This is a genomic window from Bifidobacterium reuteri DSM 23975, from assembly GCF_000741695.1.
Classification (GTDB): Bacteria; Actinomycetota; Actinomycetes; order Actinomycetales; family Bifidobacteriaceae; genus Bifidobacterium; species Bifidobacterium reuteri.
In genome coordinates this window covers 336,875-353,925 of sequence record NZ_JGZK01000001.1, presented here as the reverse complement: position 1 = coordinate 353,925, position 17,051 = coordinate 336,875, and the positions used below count along the sequence as shown (strand labels likewise).

Annotated in this window: 22 protein-coding genes; 3 read left to right on the top strand and 19 right to left on the bottom strand. The window is 59.6% G+C overall.

The window, feature by feature from the left end; translation table 11 throughout:
• From rplF to BREU_RS01330, 18 genes are all read right to left on the bottom strand, one after another.
• Entirely contained in the window at positions 1 to 540 is a 540-nt protein-coding gene (gene rplF, locus BREU_RS01415; RefSeq protein WP_044089099.1) for a 50S ribosomal protein L6, read from the bottom strand.
• A 17-nt stretch (positions 541 to 557) separates the two neighbouring features.
• Entirely contained in the window at positions 558 to 956 is a 399-nt protein-coding gene (rpsH, locus tag BREU_RS01410; protein ID WP_003829896.1) for a 30S ribosomal protein S8, read from the bottom strand.
• A gap of 88 nt (positions 957 to 1,044) precedes the next feature.
• Complete coding sequence (locus BREU_RS01405; RefSeq protein WP_003814530.1) at positions 1,045 to 1,230, bottom strand: type Z 30S ribosomal protein S14; 186 nt, start codon at positions 1,228 to 1,230, stop codon at positions 1,045 to 1,047.
• Between the two features lies 1 nt (position 1,231).
• Positions 1,232 to 1,804: a 50S ribosomal protein L5 gene (gene rplE / locus BREU_RS01400; RefSeq protein ID WP_044089102.1), complete on the bottom strand. Its 573-nt coding sequence runs from the start codon at positions 1,802 to 1,804 to the stop codon at positions 1,232 to 1,234.
• Entirely contained in the window at positions 1,801 to 2,136 is a 336-nt protein-coding gene (rplX, locus tag BREU_RS01395) for a 50S ribosomal protein L24 (protein ID WP_044089103.1), read from the bottom strand. Before rplX ends, rplE begins: the two co-directional genes overlap by 4 nt.
• A 1-nt stretch (position 2,137) precedes the next feature.
• Positions 2,138 to 2,506 carry a 50S ribosomal protein L14 gene (gene rplN / locus BREU_RS01390; protein ID WP_044089104.1) on the bottom strand — a complete coding sequence of 123 codons (369 nt, stop codon included), beginning with the start codon at positions 2,504 to 2,506 and terminating at the stop codon, positions 2,138 to 2,140.
• 93 nt (positions 2,507 to 2,599) lie between these two features.
• Positions 2,600 to 2,860 (bottom strand): 30S ribosomal protein S17, encoded by a 261-nt coding sequence (rpsQ, locus tag BREU_RS01385; protein ID WP_044089106.1) that lies wholly within the window; start codon positions 2,858 to 2,860, stop codon positions 2,600 to 2,602.
• Positions 2,861 to 2,862: 2 nt separating this feature from the next.
• Positions 2,863 to 3,114: a 50S ribosomal protein L29 gene (gene rpmC, locus BREU_RS01380; protein WP_044089107.1), complete on the bottom strand. Its 252-nt coding sequence runs from the start codon at positions 3,112 to 3,114 to the stop codon at positions 2,863 to 2,865.
• Complete coding sequence (gene rplP, locus BREU_RS01375; RefSeq protein WP_044089109.1) at positions 3,114 to 3,533, bottom strand: 50S ribosomal protein L16; 420 nt, start codon at positions 3,531 to 3,533, stop codon at positions 3,114 to 3,116. Before rplP ends, rpmC begins: the two co-directional genes overlap by 1 nt.
• A gap of 6 nt (positions 3,534 to 3,539) precedes the next feature.
• The gene (gene rpsC, locus BREU_RS01370) at positions 3,540 to 4,343 is read right to left on the bottom strand and encodes a 30S ribosomal protein S3 (RefSeq protein WP_044089110.1); all 804 of its coding nucleotides are present in this window, start codon (positions 4,341 to 4,343) and stop codon (positions 3,540 to 3,542) included.
• Positions 4,344 to 4,345: 2 nt separating this feature from the next.
• A complete protein-coding gene (gene rplV / locus BREU_RS01365; protein WP_044089112.1) occupies positions 4,346 to 4,705 on the bottom strand; it encodes a 50S ribosomal protein L22 in 360 nt (119 codons plus the stop codon).
• Between the two features lie 16 nt (positions 4,706 to 4,721).
• Entirely contained in the window at positions 4,722 to 5,000 is a 279-nt protein-coding gene (gene rpsS, locus BREU_RS01360) for a 30S ribosomal protein S19 (RefSeq protein ID WP_003814508.1), read from the bottom strand.
• A gap of 15 nt (positions 5,001 to 5,015) precedes the next feature.
• Positions 5,016 to 5,846, bottom strand: a complete 831-nt coding sequence (gene rplB, locus BREU_RS01355) for a 50S ribosomal protein L2 (RefSeq protein ID WP_044089113.1) — start codon at positions 5,844 to 5,846, stop codon at positions 5,016 to 5,018.
• Between the two features lie 36 nt (positions 5,847 to 5,882).
• Positions 5,883 to 6,179: a 50S ribosomal protein L23 gene (gene rplW, locus BREU_RS01350; protein ID WP_044089114.1), complete on the bottom strand. Its 297-nt coding sequence runs from the start codon at positions 6,177 to 6,179 to the stop codon at positions 5,883 to 5,885.
• 5 nt (positions 6,180 to 6,184) lie between these two features.
• Entirely contained in the window at positions 6,185 to 6,844 is a 660-nt protein-coding gene (rplD, locus tag BREU_RS01345; protein WP_044089115.1) for a 50S ribosomal protein L4, read from the bottom strand.
• Positions 6,845 to 6,850: 6 nt separating this feature from the next.
• Positions 6,851 to 7,492: a 50S ribosomal protein L3 gene (gene rplC, locus BREU_RS01340; protein ID WP_044089116.1), complete on the bottom strand. Its 642-nt coding sequence runs from the start codon at positions 7,490 to 7,492 to the stop codon at positions 6,851 to 6,853.
• A gap of 16 nt (positions 7,493 to 7,508) precedes the next feature.
• Positions 7,509 to 7,817, bottom strand: coding sequence for a 30S ribosomal protein S10 (gene rpsJ, locus BREU_RS01335; RefSeq protein WP_003808013.1), 309 nt, complete (start codon positions 7,815 to 7,817; stop codon positions 7,509 to 7,511).
• Between the two features lie 963 nt (positions 7,818 to 8,780).
• Positions 8,781 to 9,488 carry a hypothetical protein gene (locus BREU_RS01330; RefSeq protein WP_044089117.1) on the bottom strand — a complete coding sequence of 236 codons (708 nt, stop codon included), beginning with the start codon at positions 9,486 to 9,488 and terminating at the stop codon, positions 8,781 to 8,783.
• A gap of 610 nt (positions 9,489 to 10,098) precedes the next feature.
• Between BREU_RS01330 and budA the strand changes: the two genes are divergently transcribed.
• Entirely contained in the window at positions 10,099 to 10,875 is a 777-nt protein-coding gene (budA, locus tag BREU_RS01325; RefSeq protein WP_140462802.1) for an acetolactate decarboxylase, read from the top strand.
• Between the two features lie 275 nt (positions 10,876 to 11,150).
• Positions 11,151 to 12,125: a YwiC-like family protein gene (locus tag BREU_RS01320; RefSeq protein ID WP_330935784.1), complete on the top strand. Its 975-nt coding sequence runs from the start codon at positions 11,151 to 11,153 to the stop codon at positions 12,123 to 12,125.
• Between the two features lie 253 nt (positions 12,126 to 12,378).
• Here the strand turns inward: BREU_RS01320 and adhE are convergent, their stop codons facing one another.
• Positions 12,379 to 15,108 (bottom strand): bifunctional acetaldehyde-CoA/alcohol dehydrogenase, encoded by a 2,730-nt coding sequence (gene adhE / locus BREU_RS01315; protein WP_044089118.1) that lies wholly within the window; start codon positions 15,106 to 15,108, stop codon positions 12,379 to 12,381.
• Positions 15,109 to 15,634: 526 nt separating this feature from the next.
• Here adhE and BREU_RS01310 point away from each other — a divergent pair.
• Complete coding sequence (locus BREU_RS01310; RefSeq protein ID WP_152598582.1) at positions 15,635 to 16,765, top strand: ROK family transcriptional regulator; 1,131 nt, start codon at positions 15,635 to 15,637, stop codon at positions 16,763 to 16,765.
• The last annotated feature ends 286 nt before the right edge of the window (positions 16,766 to 17,051 follow it).

Sequence of the window (17,051 nt, the reverse complement as noted above, 5' to 3'; positions counted from 1 at the left end):
TCACTTACCAGCCTTTCCAGCCTTGCGCAGGATGTGCTCGTCGGCGTACTTGACGCCCTTGCCCTTGTAAGGCTCCGGAGCGCGCAGCTTGCGGATGTTGGCGGCAACCTGGCCGACGACCTGCTTGTCAGAGCCCTCAACGACCACATGGGTCGGATCGGTGACCTTCAGCGTGATGCCTTCGGGCGGGTTGACGGTGATGGTGTGGGAGTAGCCGAGGAAGAACTCGATGCCCTGGCCCTTGGCGACGGCGCGGTAACCTGTGCCGACGATCTCGAGGGTCTTGGAGTAGCCATCGTGCACACCCTTGACCATGCCGGCGATGATGGAACGGGCCAGACCGTGCTTGGCACGGGTCGGACGCAGGTCATCGGCCGGGGTGAGAATGATCTCGTTGCCTTCGACGACAGCGGAGATGCCTTCCGGAACCACGTAGGAGTCGGAACCCTTGGCACCCTTGGCCGAGAAGTTCTGACCGTCGATCTTGACTTCGACGCCAGCAGGGATGGCGACGGGGAGCTTACCAATATGCGATGCCATGTTTCAGCTCTCCTTTCTCACCACACGAAGGCGACAATCTCGCCGCCAATGCCTCGGTCGAGGCATTCCTTCTGAGTCAGCAGTCCCGAGGAGGTCGAGATGATGGCGATGCCCAGGCCACCGAGCGGCATCGGCAGGGAGTCGGACTTCGCGTAACGGCGAAGACCCGGCTTGGAGATGCGCTTGATGCCCTGAATGGAACGCTCACCGTTCGGACCGTACTTGAGGGTGACCTCAAGAGTCTGGCCGACCTTGGCTTCCTTGGCGGTGAAGTCCTTGATGTAACCTTCACGCTTCAGGATCTCGGCGATGTTCGCCTTGAACTTCGAGTACGGCATATCCACGGTTTCGTGCTTGGCCGCGCTCGCGTTACGCAGACGCGTCAGCATGTCTGCGATCGGATCTGTCATTGTCATTTTGGGCTTCATGCCCTTTCTCGCCGTGGTTTCCGCCGCTGTTCCGCCCTCATGGGCGGAACGTGCCGCGGACCTTCAGCGTCGATGTTTACCAACTGGACTTCGTAACTCCGGGCAGCTCGCCGCGGTGGGCCTTCTCACGAAGGCAGATGCGGCACAGGCCGAACTTGCGGTAGACGGAGTGGGGACGACCGCAGACCTGGCAGCGCGTGTAAGCGCGCACCTTGAACTTCGGCTTGCCGGCCGCCTTGTTCTTAAGAGCGGTTTTTGCCATATCAGTTCTCCTTGAAGGGGAAGCCGAGGTGCTTCAGCAGAGCGTAGGCTTCCTTGTCGTCCTTGGTGGAGGTCACCACAGTGATATCCATACCGCGCACGTGGTCGATCGCATCCGGATCGATCTCGTGGAACATGGACTGCTCGGTGAGACCAAAGTTGTAGTTGCCCTGGCCATCGAACTGGTGGCCGTTGATACCGCGGAAGTCGCGGATACGAGGCAGCGCAAGGGTCAGCAGACGATCCAGGAACTCCCACATGCGGTCGCCACGCAGGGTGACGTACGCGCCGATGGCCTGGCCTTCGCGCAGATGGAACTGAGCGACGGACTTCTTGGCCTTGGTGATCTTCGGCTTCTGGCCGGTGATCACAGTGAGATCCTTGACGGCACCTTCGATGAGCTTGGAGTCACGAGCAGCGGCACCAACGCCCATGGAGACAACGACCTTCTGGACACGAGCGACCTGCATCGGGTTGGAGTACTTGAACTCCTTCTCGAGCTCAGCGATGATCTGCTCGTTGTACTTGGCCTTCAAGCGCGGGGTGGCCGGCGCTTCGACAGTGGTATCGGTCATGCCAGCTCCTTTCCGGACTTCTTGGCGACGCGCACGCGCACGGTCTTCACCTTGCCGTCACGCGCCTCTTCCTTGATGGTGACACCCACGCGGGTAGGCTGCTTGGTCTCCGGATCGATGATCATCACGTTGGAGCGATGAATCGGAGCCTCGGTGGACACAATGCCTGCCTGCTGACCCTGCTGGGTGGCACGCACATGCTTCTTGACGATCTGAACGCCTTCAACGATCAGTCGGTCGTTCGGAAGCACACGCTTCACGGTGCCTTCCTTACCGCGGTCCTTGCCACGGATGACCTTGACCAGATCGCCGCTCTTAATCTTGGCTACCATGTCAGATCACCTCCGGAGCGAGGGACACGATCTTCATGAACTTGTGCTCACGCAGTTCACGACCAACCGGTCCGAAGATACGAGTGCCCTTCGGTTCACGGCCGGAGCCGAGAATGACGGCGGCGTTCTCGTCGAACTTGATGTAGGAACCGTCCGTACGACGGGATTCCTTGACAGTGCGGACGACAACGGCCTTGACCACGTCGCCCTTCTTGACCGACCCGCCAGGAATGGCGTCCTTGACGGAGGCGACGATCACGTCGCCGATGCCGGCATAGCGTCGCTTCGATCCGCCGAGCACTCGGATGGCGAGGAGTTCCTTCGCACCCGTGTTGTCGGCGACATGAAGCCGCGTTTCCTGCTGAATCATTGATTCTCCTTAGCCGAGCTGGTTCTCCCCATTTACCGGGGCATCGTGGAGTCCATGATGCCCCGGTAAATGGCGAGCCTTGCCGAACTTTACTTACTTAGCGCGCTCGATAATGGATTCGAGACGCCAGCGCTTGGTCTTGCTCAAAGGCCGAGTTTCCATAATACTCACGAGGTCGCCAATGTGGGCGTCGTTGTGTTCATCATGGGCCTTGACCTTGCTGGTGGTACGAACGACCTTGCCGTAGAGCGGGTGGGTCGAACGATGCTCGAGCTCGACGGTAATCGTCTTGTCCATCTTATCGGACACGACGTAGCCGCGGCGAACCTTACGGGAGTTACGCTCTTCAGCCATAATCACTTCTCCTTGGATTCGGTAGCGGCCGGCTCCTGGCTGATGCCAAGCTGACGCTCGCGAAGCACGGTGTACATGCGGGCGATGTCGCGCTTGACGGCCTTGAGACGGGCAGTGTTGTCGAGCTGACCGGTCGCGTGCTGGAAGCGCAGGTTGAACAGCTCTTCCTTGGACTTCTTGAGGAAGCCTTCGATTTCCGCGTCGGTCTTCTCGTTCAGATTCTTGATGGAGTAATCAGCGGTACCGATAGCCATCAGATGTCACCACCTTCACGTGCGATAATGCGGCACTTCATCGGAAGCTTATCGATGGCGCGGCGCAGGGCCTCCTTGGCGATATCGTCAGAGACGCCACCGATCTCGAACATCACGCGACCAGGGCGGATGTTGGCGATCCAGAACTCGGGAGCACCCTTACCGGAACCCATTCGGGCGCCGAGAGCGTGCTTGGTCAGCGGACGATCCGGGAAGATCGTGATCCACACACGGCCACCGCGCTTGATGTAGCGGGTCATGGCGATACGTGCAGCCTCGATCTGACGGTTGGTCACGTAGGCCGGGGCGAGAGCCTGGATGCCGTAGTCACCAAAGTTGATCTCGTTGCCACCCTTGGACATGCCAGAACGCACGGGGCGGTGCTGCTTGCGGTACTTAGTCCTCTTGGGGATAAGCATTCTTGCTCACTCCTTCGTTTCTGCTGCAGGAGCGGCCTCGGCGGCAGGAGCTTCAGCCTTGGGGGCTGCGGACTGCTGCTGGGCGGCGGAACGGTTGCCACGGCGCGGACGACGATCGCCACGACGGCCAGGACGGTTGTTCTGCTGAGCCTGCTGCTCTTCGAACTCGGATTCGGTCATATCGCCCTTGTAGATCCACACCTTCACGCCGATACGGCCGTAGGTGGTGCGGGCCTCGAAGAAGCCATAATCGATGAGGGCGCGGAGGGTCTGCAGCGGAACGCGACCCTCGCGGGAGAACTCGGAACGGCTCATTTCCGCACCGCCGAGGCGGCCGGAGAGCTTGATGCGGATACCCTTGGCACCAGCGTGGATGGCGTCCTGCTGAGCCTTGCGCATGGCACGGCGGAAGGTGACGCGGTTGGTCAGCTGCTCTGCGATGCCCTGAGCGACGAGCTGGGCATCCAGCGCGGCGTTCTTGACTTCGAAGATGTTGAGCTGGACCTGCTTGCCGGTCAGCTTCTCGAGCTTGGCGCGGACCTTCTCAGCCTCGGCGCCACGACGGCCAATCACGATGCCCGGACGGGCGGTGTGAATGTCCACGCGGACGCGGTCACGGGTGCGCTCGATCACGATCTTGCTCACGCCAGCGCGCTCGAGGTCCTTGTTCATCTCCTTGCGGATCTGATCATCCTCGAGGACGAAGTCGCGGTAGCGTTCGCCGGGCTTGTTGGAGTCGGAGAACCACTTGGAGCGGTGGTTCTCGGTGATGCCCAGACGGTAGCCAAACGGATTGATCTTCTGACCCATCTTTAGCGGGCTCCTTCCTTGTTAGCCACAACGACCGTGATGTGAGAGGTGCGCTTGTTGATGCGAGCAGCACGGCCCTGGGCACGAGCGCGGAAGCGCTTGAGGGTCACGCCTTCATCAACAAAGGTCTCCTTGATGACCAGGTCGTTCTCGCGGAACGGCTCGCCGGCCTTGTCGGCCTTCACACGAGCGTTGGCGATGGCGCTCTCCAGGGTCTTGCGGACCGGCAGGGCCGCAGCCTGAGGGGCGAACTTCAAAATGGTGACGGCTTCGGTCGCCTTCTTGCCGCGGATGAGGTCGACCATGCGGCGAGCCTTGCGCGGCGTCACGCGGACGTGACGAGCGATTGCTTTAGCTTCCATGTTCTATTCCTTATCCTTAGCGGCGGGCCTTCTTGTCGTCCTTCACGTGACCCTTGAAGGTCTTCGTGGGGGCGAACTCACCCAGCTTGTGACCAACCATGGCCTCGGTGACGAACACCGGGACATGCTTACGACCGTCATGAACGGCGAAGGTGTGTCCGATGAAATCAGGAGTGATCATCGAACGACGGGACCACGTCTTGATGACGTTCTTGGTGCCCTTCTCGTTCTGCTCGTCGACTTTCTTCTGCAAGTGGGCGTCGACGAAGGGGCCCTTCTTGATGCTACGAGTCATCTTCTCGATACTCCCTTACTTGCGGTTCTTGCCAGACGGACGACGACGAACAATCATCTTGTTCGAAGCCTTCTTCGGACGACGAGTACGAACCTCGCCCTTGCCCCACGGGGAAACCGGCGGCTTGCCACCGCGGGTACGACCGCCGTGCGGGTGGTCGACCGGGTTCATGGATTCACCACGGGTAATCGGGCGCTTGCCCATCCAACGGGCGCGACCAGCCTTGCCGAGCTGGATGTTGGCGTGGTCCTCATTGCCGACCTCGCCGACGGTTGCACGGCAGCGGGCGTCGACGTTGCGGATTTCGCCGGACGGCATACGCAGCTGGGCGTAAGCGCCATCCTTTGCGACGAGCTGGACGGAAGCACCGGCGGAGCGGGCGATCTTGGCGCCGCCCAGCGGCTTCAGCTCGATGGCGTGGACCACGGTACCGGTCGGGATGCTGTGCAGCGGCAGGTTGTTGCCCGGCTTGATATCGGCCTGGGCACCGGTCTCGATGACGTCACCCTGCTTGATGCCCTTCGGCGCGATGATGTAGCGCTTCTCGCCGTCTGCGAAGTGCAGCAGGGCGATACGAGCGGTACGGTTCGGATCGTATTCGATCTCAGCGACCTTTGCGGGCACGCCGTCCTTGTCCCAACGCTTGAAATCGATGAGACGGTACTGACGCTTGTGACCGCCGCCACGGTGGCGGGAGGTGATACGGCCGTAGGAGTTACGACCGCCGGTCTTGGACTTCTTGCGAAGAAGCGACTTCTCAGGCGTGGAGCGCGTCAGCTCGGAGAAATCCGAGACGGACGCGTTACGACGGCCTGCGGACGTCGGCTTGTAAACGCGGATAGCCATAATATAGTTCTTCCTTTAACTTTTCTCGGCTAGCCTTCAGTTGCCGAAGATGTCGATCGTCTGGCCCTCTGCCACGGTCACGATGGCGCGCTTCTGGGAAACACGCTGGCCGAAACCGGTGCGAGTGCGCTGCTTCTTGCCAGCGCGGTTGAGGGTGTTGACGTTCGTCACCTTGACCTTGAAGATCTCTTCAATTGCCTGCTTGATCTGAACCTTGTTTGCGTCCTTGGACACCACGAAGGTGTACTGGCCACGATCGGAATTGGCGTAGCTCTTCTCGGAGACGATAGGCTTCAGAATCACGTCATGTGCGGGCTTGTGAATAGCGACCATCGGAATCAGGCCTCCTTCGGCTCAGTCTTGGCAGCCACGAAAGCCTCGAAGGCTTCCTTGGTGAAGACCACGTACTGCGCGGTGACCACGTCATACGTGTTGAGCTGATCGACGAAAATCGGGTGAACGGTCGGGATGTTACGCACGGACAGCCACTCGTTGATGTTGTCGCGAGTGAAGACGACCGTGGTGAACTTGTCGGCGGTGATCGGGCTCAGCGCGGCGACGGCGGCCTTGGTGGACGGGGTATCGGTGATGCCGAAGTCCACAACGGCGATACGACCGGCGTTGGCGCGATCGGAAAGCACGTAGCGCAGGGCTGCGGCCTTCATCTTCTTCGGGGTGCGCTGCGAGTAATCACGCGGCTGAGGACCGAACACAGTGCCACCGTGGTACCACTGAGGAGCGCGGATGGAGCCCTGACGAGCACGACCGGTGCCCTTCTGCTTCCACGGCTTCTTGCCGCCGCCGGAAACCATGCCACGGGTCTTGGTGGCGTGGGTGCCCTGACGGGCAGCAGCGAGCTGAGCAATGACGACCTGGTGAATCAGCGGGACGTGAGCCTGCACGTCCTCGGCGGAAACGCCGAAGATCTCAGCAGGGGCCTCAACGGTACCAGCAGCCTGGCCCTTGGCGTCAGTGACGTTCAGAGTAACGTTTGCCATGGTTTATCAGGCTCCCTTCACAGCCGAACGGACGAGAACGATGCCGCCCTTGGGGCCCGGGATGGCGCCCTTGATGGCGAGGATGCCGTTCTCGACATCGGAGGAGATGACGGTCAAGTTCTGGGTGGTGGAGGTCACATGACCCATACGACCAGCCATACGCTTGCCCTTGAGGATACGGCCCGGGGTAGCGCATGCGCCCACGGAGCCAGGACGGCGCTCGTTCTTGTGAGAGCCGTGGGAACGACGGTAGGACTTGAAGCCCCAGCGCTTGATGGTGCCGGCGAAGCCCTTACCCTTGGTGGTACCGGTCACGTCGACTTCAGCACCTTCGGCGAACAGCTCGGCGGTCAGTTCCTGACCGGCCTCGAACTGGTCGACGTCGTCGGTGCGCACCTCAACGAGGTGACGACGCGGGGTGACACCGGCCTTGGCGAAGTGACCTGCCAGCGGCTTGGTCACCTTGGTCGGGTCGATGGCACCGTAACCGAGCTGAACGGCCTTGTAGCCGTCGGTCTCCTCGGTCTTGACGGCGGTCACCACGTTGGTGGACACGTCGACGAGAGTGACGGGCACGAAGAAGCCATTCTCGTCCCAGACCTGAGACATGCCGAGCTTCTTGCCCAGCAGAGCCTTGCGATTAGACATAATGCTTCCTCCTCCCTTACAGCTTGATCTCGATGTTGACGTCTGCAGGCAGATCGATGTGCATCAGGGAATCCACGGCCTTGGGGGTCGGGTCCACGATGTCGATGAGGCGCTTGTGAGTGCGCATCTCGAAGTGCTCGCGAGAATCCTTGTACTTGTGAGGAGAACGAATAACGACAAACACGTTCTTCTCAGTCGGCAGCGGAACCGGGCCAACAACCGTTGCGCCCGCGTTCGTCACCGTTTCGACGATTTTCTTCGCCGATTGGTCGATGACCTCATGGTCATAGGACTTAAGCCTGATGCGGATTTTCTGTCCCGCCATTGCCGTCCGCCCTTTCTAGCGATTCGTTGTAGTGTTTACCAACCTGCTTCATTAGGGCACCGGCGCGCATGGCCTCCCTTGGACATACGTCCTCTGGCGGTCATCCGACATCAGTGCGCGGCTTCTGGGTTTCACCCGAAAGTGCTCTCCAGTCCGCGCTCGCTTTTTTAATTCCAATTTGCGAGCCCAAATCAGGCAACTTGTTTATCTAAGCACCGAGGTAGGACTAATTGCGAACTCATGTATTCCGGCGTGTCGCCCTTGGATTCCTGACCATCATCTGGCCTCGAATCCCCTTGCACCTCACCGTTCTTCAGCCACACCACCCATCAACCTCTTCACCCCACCGTGCTTCTGCAACGCCCATCAAACGAATTATCAATCCCGCCCACACACCGACGTTCTGGGCATATACGTACTACAAGAAAGGTCCCATACCATGTTCTGGGCATATACGTATCTTGTAGACCTTGATTTTGCCGCCAGATGGTAGTTATATGCCCAGAATCTGCTTAATGACACGGTCATGCCCAGAATATCTAGTGGGTATATGCCCAGAATGGGATTGGAGCACCGACGAAGCCGGTTGGTGCCGATTACAAATGTCGCAATATGTCCAGAACTCTCTGATCAGCCCGACGACCAGGCCGTTCCTCCATGCCAACAGCCTGTCCTCAGCTCAACAAAGCCCTATGACCATCTACATGGCAAGACCTGAAGCCGGGCTGAACCGACCAATTGCCACATGTCCGCCAAGCCAACAATCCGACAATGCGACAGCCATGTCCAGTACAGTAACCCAAAAGCCATGATGGGCCCGGCAAGCCCCTCCCCACAGCTGCATCAGTCCTACGTCCCAACTGCAATCCGACAGCCGTGCAGTCCATCCGCCCGTCCTCCACCGCACAATTGCCGACCGCTCATCAATCTCTCTCACGGCACGGCACACCTACACAAACCCGCTCACATACTGCGTGGCACGCCAATCGACTCCAACTTTCGCACCAGTTGCGCCCTTTCCAGAGCTTCCCGGAACGAAAAGCGCACCATTCCTTTCACCACAAGTCGGATACGTTCCTCACGTTCCTTCTCCGCAATAATCGTTTCCGATAGATTCCCGTTGCGGAACATCGACCGGTCCTTATATTTCACACGTCCATCGAGCTCAGCCACAATGAGTCCGCCATGCTCGTCGCGCCAAGCAAAATCGACACGATAGACAGTGCACGCATTATATGGATCGACGATTGGTTCCTGCAGCAACGGCATCGCGAATCGTTCCTCCAACATGACACCCAGCGCATAGGCCTCGCCACCATTCTCTGTATCGCCCGTTGCCGGTGCCAACGCACGTAGTGCCACGTCCTTGTTCCACCCCGGCAAGGACTCGAAGCACCGCTCGAGTTCATCCTTGCTCATGACCCGTTCACGCAGCACGGCTTCAATAACTGCGAGCGCATCGGGGAACGACTGCTTTCGCGCGCAATCGAACACTGTCCGAGGCAGAGGGGTGACACGAACGCCGTCGACCATCTCAAACCGGTCATCACGTATGTGATGATGACGCACTTTGCCGTAATCATGAACATGACGATTATCAATGGTGCGAATATGAATCAAATCCATATGCCGTGTCGCCGTATTGATGCCGTACACGGCAGCGGCGGTCATCCCACAGAAAATCCATTGCGGATGCAATCTCGCCAACGAGCGCACCACATGAAGATACCTGTTTCGAGCGTCCAATTGGGCCCAATAATCTGGTCGCGCATACAAACCCGGATAGGCGCATAGCAGATCGCCGAGTTTGGCGCGGCGAAGAAGCACTCGTCGCGATGTATCCGATTCACCCCATACGCATAGTCGCTGCCGTTGCGCTTCATCCAGGCGCCGATCCAGATCCTTGTTCCGTCTCATACACCGACGCTAAGCAATGACGGATATGGCTGTCCAGCCGAACCGACCTATGTGGTTCCAGCTTGCCGAGTTATCCACATTCGTGTGCGAAAGCGACGCAGTATGACTGGAACACGGCGAGGGTGACGCGGGTCTATGTAGACAAGGCTTGTGTTGCCTCGCCTACGCAGGTGAGGCAACACAGCGACTGTACAGGCGAAGGTTACGCAGGTGCAATCTACGCAGGTGAGGCCACGTGGACGGAGACAATACGAAAACACAACGGAAACAGGGCGAGCGGGAACGAAGCGACGTGGCGGATGTCACAGCAGGGATCTCGGGACAAGGATTGTGGGTCAGGACACGGCCAATTATCGTGGGTGCTGTGACACAATCACTGGCCAAGAACATCCGCCCTATCACCGATCACGGCGCAAACGTGCTGTATCAGCACGGCACACTCGCGTTGCTCGTACCCGGCCTGCTGGAGGGCACCACCACCATTGGCGAACTGCTCGAGCACGGCGACACCGGCATCGGCACCGGCGAAGGACTGGACGGCGAACTCATCATCCTCGATGGTGTCGCATACAAGATAGGCCAGACCGGCGTGGCCGAACGGGTCCCGGACGATTTCACCATGCCGTTCGCCAATTCTCATCGTGCCGCATTCCAGTACCAGTGCGAGCGCGAGGACATCGGCCTCAAAGAGCTCAATGACCGCATCGTCGAGGCCAACGGCCGAGCCAATACGTTCTTTTCTGTGATTGTGCACGGGACGTTCAGCTTCGTCAAGACTCGTGCCGTGATCAAACAGCAGGCACCGTATCCTACGCTGCTCGAGGTGGCGGACCGGCAGGCCATCTTCCTCAGACATGATGTGACCGGCACCATGCTGGGCTACTTCTCCCCCATGATGTTCCACGGGGCCGCCGTGGCCGGATTCCATGAGCATTTCCTCTCCGATGACCACACCTTCGGCGGCCATGTGCTTGACGCGGTACTCGGCAGGGGGAAGATATACAGTCAGGTGTTCGACACGCTGGTGACGCATCTTCCTGTGGACGACCCCAATTACCGCAATCACGACTTCAGCCAAGATAATATCGGCGAGGCGATCACCAGCGCCGAAGGTGACACGCACGCGGATCATTCCGCCTAACGGGCACGCCAGCCATTCCGCCTAACGGGCACGCCAGCCATTCCGCCTAATGAGGGTCGGCACAGCCACAGCATCCGCGAGCTGCAACATCCGCAAGGCACAGTCGATGATGGTATGTATCCGTCGACCACCCCTATGAACCCGCCGATTACCCAGTAACCCGGCAATCAACCCGCTCAATCCAGCAATCCAGCAATTTAGCAATTCCAGCAAACCGAATCTGTTGCACCCGGCGAATCTGTTGCGCCCGGGGTTGAATTGATACCTTTATATATATGAGCGAGCACTCCTCCCCACAGCCGCAGTCCAACGACGTCGTCAGGCAATCATCGGTGGCTTCCGTTCGCAATACCCCCCTGCAGCGTTCGGACAGTGCTTCCCAATCCCATTCCAGTGCCGCCATGCAGGCCGAGCGCACTTCACGGCGACGCCGCACCACACTGCGCGATTGGATTCCCGACCAGCCCGGCGCATGGGTCATGGCCTTGGCTCCCGCGCTCGCCGGAGCGATATGCGGCACAGCCGCGGCAGTGGCACGATCATCCGCCCAGTCGGGTTTCCCGGCGACCGCAGCCGGCTGGTGGGTTCTGGCGTGTTGGGCTCTGTGCTACTGCTTGGAGTTCACGACCGCACGCTGGCTGAAATCCCATTGCGCATCGCGCTATCTGCCTCCGGCACTCGGTTACGGCATTGCGCTTGCCGCCGTAGGGTTACCATTCCTGATCGCGCACGTCGATGTGCTCGTATGGGCTCCCGTGTATGTGGTATTGGCGGTTGTGGCATTCGCCGGCGCATGGTTTCGCCGCGAACGGTCGCTTTGGGCCAATGCGGCAGCGGTGGTTGCCGCCAGCCTGATGTCGATGATCACATTCCACTATGCCGCGCATTCGCCCAGTATTCCGCAGGTCTCGCTGCCGGGGCTGGTGCTCGCGCTCTGTTTCGCCGCAACCCAGTTCGGCTCGGTGCTCTTCGTGAAGACGATGATTCGGGAACGCGGCAAACACTCGTATGTCGTCGCCTCCTGGCTGTGGCATGCCGCGCTGCTGGCTTGGTGGCTTATCCCCGCGAATCGCAGTCCCTATCTGGTGATTATGGGGGTGGTTCTGCTCGCGCGCGCCATCGCGCTGCCATTGGTCGCCCGCACACGAACCATAAAACCCATGATCGTCGGCATCACGGAGTGCTTCGCCAGCATTATCGCTTTCGGCTGCATCCTCGGCAATACGCTGATGTATATCCCGCATATCTGATGGCCCCACGATGTAGGGACTATCCCACGATGTAGGGATGCAACAATGCGGATTGGCGGAATGAAGCCATTTTGCGTTACAACACCATGGGGAAATCCCTATACCATGGGATAACCCCTACCATGGGATGCAACATGGGATGACCCATAACGACAACGGCTGAGGGGAGCCGCGGAACAATCGCCGCGGCTCCCCTCAGCCGTTATCGTGTTTGCTTATCAGACTTTCAGTCGGACTCTCAGAGCCGCCGTCCTCAGACGCGCTCAGAGGCTTCCTCGGTGGCCGCCTCACCCTCGCGGTCGACACGAATCTGGTGGCCTTCGGCCTGGCTGACGCCGTAGTAGGCCGCGATGGCGATGTCCTTCATGTCGTTGATCAGCGGGATGCGCGGGTTGGCCGGGGTGCACTGGTCCTCGTAGGCGCGCATGCCGATCTGGTCGAGGACGCTCCAGAAGTAGTCCTCGTCCACACCGCAATCCTTGAAGCTCTTGTTCATGCCGAGCTTGTTGTCGCGGTAATCCTCAACGGCCTTGGCCAGGTTCTCGACGGCCTCGGCCGGCGTCTTGCCGGTGTCGATGCCGAGGTTACGGGCGATGTCGCGGTAGCGCTCCGGAGCCACGTACTTGCTGTACTTCGGCCAGGAGGTTGGTTCCTCCGGAATCTGGCCGTTGTAGCGGATCACGTACGGCAGCAGGATGGAGTTCGTGCGGCCGTGGGCGATGTGGCACAGCGCGCCGATGGTGTGGGCCATGCCGTGGCACATGCCGAGGAACGCGGAGCCGAACGCCATGCCGGCCATCGTGGCCGCGTTGTGCATCTTCTCCTGTGCCTCGGTCTTGGCCAGACCCGGCTCGCCGTTGACGGACTCGGCCAGGTTGTCCCAGATGAGCTTGGCCGCGTGCAGTGCCATGCCGTCGGTGAAGTCGTTCGCGTACACGGACACGTATGCCTCGAAGCTGTGAGTCAGCGCATCGAAGCCGGCGTCGGAGGCGAGCTTGCGCGGCTGGGTGCGGGCCAGCACCGGGTCCACGATGGCCACGGACGGGGTCAGTGCGTAGTCGGTGATCGGGTACTTGTAACCGGTCTTGTGGTCGGTGATCACGGCGAACGGCGTGACCTCGGAACCGGTGCCGGAGGAGGTCGGGATGCACACCAGCTTGGCCTTCTTGCCCAGCGGCGGGATCTTGAACGCGCGCTTGCGGATATCGAAGAACTTCTCGCGCACGTCGGAGAACGCGATCTCCGGGTGCTCGTACAGCAGCCACATGATCTTGGAGGCATCCATCGGCGAGCCGCCGCCGACCGCGATGATGGTGTCGGGCTCGAACTCCTCGCGCATCATCTCGGCGCCCTTCTCGACGGTCTCGACGGAAGGCTCCGGCTCCACGTAATCGATGATGCGGAAGGTCACGTTGTTGGCACGGGCGCGCAGCTGGTCGATGATCTTGTCGACCACACCGAGCTGCTCCATGACCTTGTCGCATACGATGACGGCCTTTTCGATGCCGTACATGTCGCGCAGGTACTTGATGGCGTTCGGCTCGAAGTAGGTCTTCGGCGGGATCTTGAACCACTGCATGTTGTTGTTCCTCCGGGCGATGCGCTTGATGTTGACGAGGTTCACGGCCTGCACGTTGCCCGAAACGCTGTTGCCGCCGTAGGAGCCACAGCCCAAGGTCAGCGACGGGGCGATGGCGTTGTAGATATCGCCGATGCCGCCGAGGGAGCTCGGCTGGTTCCAGATGATGCGGCAGGCGTGCATGCGGACGCCGTACTCACGCACAAGCTCCTGGTTGTTGGTGTGGATGGCGGCAGTGTGGCCTGCGCCCAGCTTGAGCATCTGCTCGCACATCTCGAAAGCCTGCTCCTTGTTGTCGGCCTTGAGGACGGCCTGCACCGGGGCGAGCTTCTCGTGGGTCAGCGGCTCGTTGTCGGAAACCTCCTTGCATTCGGCAGCGAGGATGGTGGCGTCGGCCGGAATCTCGAAGCCGGCGGCCTTGGCGATGAACTGCGGGGACTTGCCCGGAACCACGGAGTTGAGCTTCGGGGTCTGGCCGGAACCGGCGGTACAGCCGAACATGTACTGCTCGAGCTTGGCCTTCTCGTCTGCGTTCACGAAGTAGGCCTTGCGGGTCTTGAGCTCCTTGACCAGCGCATCATACACGTCCTTGTGGGCGATGATCGCCTGCTCGGTGGCGCAGATCATGCCGTAGTCGAAGTGCTTGGACAGCACCAGGTCGTTGGCGGCGCGCACGATGTCCACATCGGAATCCACATAGGCCGGGGCGTTGCCGGCGCCCACGCCGAGGGCGGGCTTGCCGGAGGAGTACGCGGCCTTGACCATACCCGGACCGCCGGTCGCCAGGATCGTGGCAACGCCGGGGTGCTTCATCAAAGCGCCGGTGGCCTCGATGGACGGGTGTTCGATCCACTGGATGCAGTTGGCCGGAGCGCCGGCCTCGATCGCGGCGTCACGCACGATGCGCGCGGCCTCGACGGAGCACTTCTGCGCGCCCGGGTGGAAGCCGAAGACGATCGGGCAACGGGTCTTCAGAGCGATCAGGGACTTGAAGATGGCGGTGGACGTCGGGTTGGTGACCGGGGTCACACCAGCGACCACGCCCACCGGCTCAGCCACTTCGTCGATACCCATCACATCGTCCTCGCGGATGATGCCCACGGTCTTCTGACCGGCCAGGTAGTTCGTCACGTGCTCGCACGCGAAGATGTTCTTCGTGGCCTTGTCTTCCACGAGGCCACGTCCGGTCTCGTCAACGGCCATCTTGGCGAGCACCAGATGCTTGTTCAGGGCGGCGATGGATGCCTTGGCAACGATGCGGTCAACCTGCTTCTGATCCAGATCCTCGAATGCGATCAACGCCTTCTGCGCCTTCTCGACCAGCGCATTGACCTCGGCCTCAGCTGCGGCCTGCTTCTCTTCCGGGGTCGGCTTGGTGGCTTCGACCTTTTTTGCTTCTGCCAATTTGGGTCCTCCTCGATCTTTCTTGGGGTTGGTTGGCAAAGTATTCTGTTCTGTCATGCGCCACCAGGACCGCCACGCCGATACATCCGAAGTGGCCCGCATAGATTGGCATCTACGCACCCTGACGCGCACCGTCACAGTCACTGTGACCTGAGTCACAATATACCGAAGGCATTTATGGTCTGCATACGCACATAATCAACGGCGTTTCATGATTATTAATGATATATTTATGTGCAATATTGTGATATTTACTTAACAATTTCGCACTTTTCTTGCTTTTTTGATGTATTTTGTTTGTTTTTTTAGCAAAATCACAACCCTACTCACACATCATCTCGCCAACTTATAGAAGATTCTTTTCCATAAGTTGCCACTTGGAGCAGATTTTATGAAATAAATTTTCCAAAAGTTCGCTGACGAGTTGGAAATACAAGGAACTCCCGTGCCATCAATCTTAGATTGCGGCCATCGCGGACTTTTATCAAGTACACTGTTATATGTCTCATCTCACAAAGGGGTAATCATGAGGGCAATGCCGGCGACCGCGTTGAAGACGCACAATCGTAATGCCATGGCTCAATACCTCTATGAGCATCGAAACGCCACCAAGCAGGACTTGGAGCGCGACCTGGGACTGAGTCTGCCCACCATCACCCAGAACCTGCGCGCGTTGGAGGACGACAGCCTGATCCGCAAAGGCGATCTGCAGGACTCCACCGGCGGACGAAAAGCGCAGATGTACGAGTTCGACCCGAACCATCGCACCGCCATCGGTGCAGTGATGCGCGCCAACGAACTGCGCCTGTGCGCCATCAACCTGTACGGTAAGGTCATCGACCGTCGTATCGAATCGGCGCCGTACCGAAACACCAACGTCTACTATCAGCGCATCGGCGACATCATCAACGCCTTCGCCGCCGACTTGGAGCGCCGTTACGGCGCGGTGTTGGGTGTCTCATTCGCCATCCAAGGCATTCTCTCGCCCGACGGCACGACCATCACCTTCGGCACCATCATGGGCAACACCGGTCTCACTTTGGAGACCCTCAGCCAATCCATCCACTGCACGTGCATGATGATCCACGACTCGGACGCCTCCGCCATGGCCGAACTCTGGTTCGACCCCACGCTCACAGACGCGGTATGCGTATATCTGGAGCGACGCCCCGGCGGAGCGGTCATTGTGGATGGCAAGCTCTATCAGGGGCCCAACCAATGCAACGGCACTATCGAGCATATGACGCTGGTGCCGGATGGACTGCCATGCTATTGCGGGCAGCGCGGGTGCATGGACGCCTACTGCTCACTGGAGACCCTGCCCGAGGATTACGAAAGCATCCCCGGCTTCTTCAGCGTGCTTGAACAGGGCGAGCGCCACCACCGCGAACGCATGAACGCATGGCTCAACTATGTGGCGCAGGCCATCGTGAACGCGCGTTCGATCATCGCCGGCGACGTGATCATCGGAGGCGAAGCCGCACAACATCTTACCGACGAGGACATCGAGATCCTGCGCAGCCGTATCGTCGGGCGCAGCCCGTTCGGCACCGACCATTTCACGCTGCGCACCAGCTATTGTGCCGAAGACCAGAACATCATCGGCGCCGCGCTGCGATTCGTGGAGGCATATCTCACTGACATCCAGGTCAAATGAGCGGTTATTTGTGAGCTACTGGGCCATGGCCTAATCACAGAGCGGCACAAAGCATAAGGTATAGCCGCAGTCTGGCTGCGTCCCGTTGAAAAGCATACGCATCCGAACTGCATCCAAACAGCACTGCACTCGATAAAACTCACCATCAAGCATCGATGTGGATAACTCTGGAAGCTGGAACCACATGGGCCGGTTCAGCTGGACATGCCTTGATTGGTCCCACTACGCTCAAACCACCGAGCAGGTTATCAACAAAGGAGTTGACGCAAGTGGGGTTGCCAAGTAG